A 4,073-nucleotide genomic window follows, 5' to 3' on the forward strand; every position below is an offset into this window, starting at 1 on the left:
TACCGCACTCGGCGACCGGGCCCCGCGGCGCGGGACCCACTAACCAATGTAATGGCGATGCCATCGGCCCTCCCCACAAATGTTTCCGATTAGAAGACCACTCTTCGGTGCCTTCTATCTACTTCACTTCCTCACCCAGCGCTGCGCCCTCGTACCGTTGGACGCATACACCTGCACATTCGCGCCATTCGCCCTGGACGCACCAGCAACATCGAGCACGAGACCGTACTTCAAAGCCGAATGCAAGGTCACCGTGCCATCGCCATTCGAAACAGCGATCCACTTCTGTGCCCACGTGCCATTCGAATCATATTGCTGCACGTTAGTACCGTTCGCCGTGGAAGCGCCGGCAATATCGAGCACCTTACCCGAGGCGGCATTGCGAAGCGTAACGTACCCTTGGCGGTCATGCGAAACAATCCAACGCTGCGCACCCGTACCATTGGATTGATACAGTTGCACGTTCGCGCAATTGGAGCGGGACGCGCCGGACACATCAAGGGCTTTAGAAGCCGAAAGCGCAGAAATCATGGTCATCGTACCGTCAGCGAGTACGCCCTTGTTTTTCGCGGCGAGATCGTTAAGCTTGTCACGCTCGCTCTTGACTCTCGTCACCGTCCACTGCTGGGCCTTCGTGCCATTCGCGGAATAAATCTGCAGCTTGACCGACGAAGAAGCGTTACCGGACGGAATATCGACGGCCTTACCAGAAACATTGCTGGTCAATGAAATCTTGCCATTGCCATAGTCGAGCAGAGACCAGTGCTGTGCAGCAGTGCCATTTGACGCATACTGTTGCACTACACCTCCATTGGCAGTGGAAGCCCCGGCGACATCCAGAACTTTGCCAGAAGCGGTGTTCGTAAGGCTGTACACCCCGTTTCCCACTTGCTGCGCGCTGAATGTCTGCGCGTTCGAGCCATTCGCTTGATAGATCTGAATCCTCGCCCCGTCCTGAGTGGAAGCGCCAGGCACATCCATAGCCAATGACGCATTCTCAACGGAAGAGATCTTGAGACTGACATTGGTTGGAATCGCAGCAGTCGCTGAAGAGACAGTAAATTTCTGAGCTTTACTCGCATTCGGGGTATACAGGCTGATGCTGGTTCCGTTAGCCGATGACCCGCTTGCAATATCAAGTACCCAGTTGCCCAATGCCGACTGGATGCAATACCCTGATCCGGTATCCCTGATGTACCAGCGTTGTGCCTTGGTTCCATTCGGCGTGTACTGCTGGACCACCGCGCCATCACCGGCCAGACCGCTTGCAACGTCCAGTGCCTTGCCGCTGAGTGCATTGGTAATCACATAGCTGCCATCGCTCTGCTTGGTGAACACGAACTTCTGTGCCGATGAACCGTTGGCCTGATACAGCTGGGTTCTGGCTCCGTTACTGGTGGATGCACCCGGAATATCAATGCCGGACGAATCCTTCATCATCGCATTGATGTAATACGTGCCATTGGGAATAGTGACCGTGGGAAGTGTGCGAACATCATAGACATTGCCGAAGGCGTTGAGGTCCACGTTGCCAGCAATACCCGGGATCGAGCCAGAGCTCCAGTACTGCCAACCGCGGAGGCCGGCGCCAAATGTGAATCCCACGCGCGCGCCATAGCTAGCAGCCCAGTGAGTCTTGGAATGGATATCACTCGTATTCAGCGGCCCATTGAGATAGCTGGCATATGAGTAGACGCTGAGATTTGAGTATCCAGCAGCTTGCATTCGTTGCCACCACGCGCTGACAATGCTTTGATACACCGAAGCGCTGGTTGGCGGGGTATGCCCAGTCCAAGTCCACTTTTCCAAATCATAGAAGACCGGATACGAGAGATCAGAGGGGCTGACACCGGCTTGCCGCAACTGGGAAACCAAGCTGCCTGCTTCTTTCGCTGCTTGGGATGCCTCGTATGCATACGAATACCAATAGATGCCAAAAGGAATACCGAGCCGCTTGCATTCGCTGATGTTCCGTAGCGCTTGATAGTCAAAACGATTTCCCCAGCCAAAGCCCAAGCGGATTATTGCCCCCTGTACTCCGCTAGCTTTTACTTTCGACCAATCGATGGTGCCGTTGTTCTCCGAAACGTCAATTACACCCTTTGCGTCTTTCGCGAAGAGAACACTACGCTCATTTTTCGAATCATATTCAAAGAATGCTTGCGTTCCATCGTAAGTACCCCAGTGCGCCCCGTAATTGTTATTCTGCAACGCCGTCTGCTGTACTGACGTTCCTGTACTGGACTTCAGTACAGCTGGCATCATACTCGCGCCTGCAGATGCCAGTGCCTTCGACTTCAATGCCGACTTCTCAGTCCCCGTTCGCTCCTCGATTGCGTTGCGCACGGTCTTCACCGACACCGGGATGAATCGTTGCCCGTTGGTCTTGGCCAATGGATCCGGAGGCGTGTCTTCAGTACCCACAATCTCTGGATCGGTCACGGTTTCGCCGGTCTCGAGATTCTTCACCGTACCGTCCTTGGTGACGGCAAGATCAGAGGAAACCACGGTCGCATTGTTCGGAATCGACGAATCCACCGAGTCCGGAAGCTCTTGGGAGGGATTGCTCGGCATGGTATCAGTACCGGTCGTGCCTGATGTATCATCCGTGGCAGTAACCACCGATGTACTATCAATCCCGTTCGACGAAGCCGACGCGGAAAGTACCGTATCAATCGTCTTATCCGCCGCCGAACCTGACGTTCCCCACGAAGCAAGTACCCCCGCGCAAATCATGACCGCAGCGGCTGTCGCCACGACTGACCGCATCTTCTTCCAAGCCATCCGAAGTGTTCCTTTCTTCCGTCCCTCACCGGTGACTCCGTATGCGAAGACTTTTAGCTCCGAATCAGGGCACACATATGTATATATGTTATTCGCGAATCTGACGTATCGCCACTGGGATATCCCGTTCTTTTCGATTCCGTCATGAGGACAGATGAAATCCTTGGATCGCGTTGCTGCTCGAATGGCAACACCAGAGAGTAGGATGACGCAATGTAAGAGACTCACCGTTTGTCAGCAATGGCATGGGGAAGAGGGAACATATGGGGAACCATCGGAAAACATTGGGTTTGGCTGCGGGCGCCATTCTCATCGTTGTCTGCATCATTGCCGGCTTGGCATTCGTACATTATTCCAGAACAGACAATCGCACTGCTCAATCGACTCCGGGAAGCACCCAACCGTCGGCTACAGCACCGCGATCTTCAGGCACTCCTACCTCTACCAAGATGGCGAAGTCGCTCAGTGATGCGTATCAGGCCTGCAATAAAGGCGTGGCATTCGACGAAACAGCCACCACAACCGAGGCTCTTGTGCTCGAAGACGGCGGCAAATCACTAACGGTCTTCTCCGGGAATGCTTCGGATTTCTCCACTCTCAAATGCGTCGCCAGCCACTTGAACATCCCTGCGAACTACACCGCCGAAATGCTCAAGAAGCAGGATAACCCCAGCATGGTGTCCATCAGTTGGGACGGCTATTCCGCCCAGTGGACTTACAACACAAGAAGCGGACTCGATCTGTACATCACCAGCAAAGAGTAGACAGCACTAGGAGAGACATGAAGAAAGAAGAGCGTCTGATGATCAATCATCAGCCATTCGCACGGGGCAGAGCAATCGCAGCGGCATGCGCGGCAACAATGTGCTTAGCATTGGCCATCGTTCCGGCATCGCCCACATATGCCGACGATGCTACGGCACCTGCACAACAGCAGACGACAGACAATAGCAATAATACGGATACTACAGATAATCCGGATAACCCTGGTACGCCCGATAATCCTGGCACCGATTCCGGCCAGCACACCGATCCGTCCAACGGCGCGATCGATGCTTTTGCCGCCACGCACACATGGCTGGGATCACCCACTGCAGAAGTCACGCCGATCACCGCAACCGAGAGCGGCGCTGAACGCACTTATCAGAATGGCACGGTGTATTGGTCCAGCAGCACTGGTGTTCACGCCGTCCGCTCCAATATTGACGCTTGCTATCAGAAGCATCTACAGGATCTCGGCTTCCCGGTCAACGACGGGATGAAACTCAGGGGCGGCACATCCCAGGCAT

The 4,073-nt window shown here is 54.5% G+C and carries 2 protein-coding genes and 1 pseudogene; 2 read left to right on the forward strand and 1 reads right to left on the reverse strand.

Annotation, left to right across the window (positions count from 1 at the left end; genetic code table 11):
- Positions 1 to 123: 123 nt before the first annotated feature.
- Entirely contained in the window at positions 124 to 2,784 is a 2,661-nt protein-coding gene (locus tag ACI38B_RS00365; RefSeq protein WP_439729057.1) for an RICIN domain-containing protein, read from the reverse strand.
- A 263-nt stretch (positions 2,785 to 3,047) separates the two neighbouring features.
- Between ACI38B_RS00365 and ACI38B_RS00370 the strand changes: the two genes are divergently transcribed.
- Both ACI38B_RS00370 and ACI38B_RS00375 read left to right on the forward strand, forming a co-directional pair.
- Complete coding sequence (locus ACI38B_RS00370; protein WP_439729058.1) at positions 3,048 to 3,548, forward strand: hypothetical protein; 501 nt, start codon at positions 3,048 to 3,050, stop codon at positions 3,546 to 3,548.
- 17 nt (positions 3,549 to 3,565) lie between these two features.
- Positions 3,566 to 4,073, forward strand: a pseudogene (locus ACI38B_RS00375) (hypothetical protein); the annotation flags it as partial.

It is taken from the genome of Bifidobacterium sp. (genome assembly GCF_051876855.1).
Taxonomy (GTDB): Bacteria; Actinomycetota; Actinomycetes; order Actinomycetales; family Bifidobacteriaceae; genus Bifidobacterium.

Coding starts and splice junctions, on each gene's coding strand:
- ACI38B_RS00370 (WP_439729058.1), top strand. CDS start 3,048: ATGGGGAACCATCGGAAAACATTGGGTTTGGCTGCGGGCGCCATTCTC.
- ACI38B_RS00365 (WP_439729057.1), bottom strand. CDS start 2,784: ATGGCTTGGAAGAAGATGCGGTCAGTCGTGGCGACAGCCGCTGCGGTC.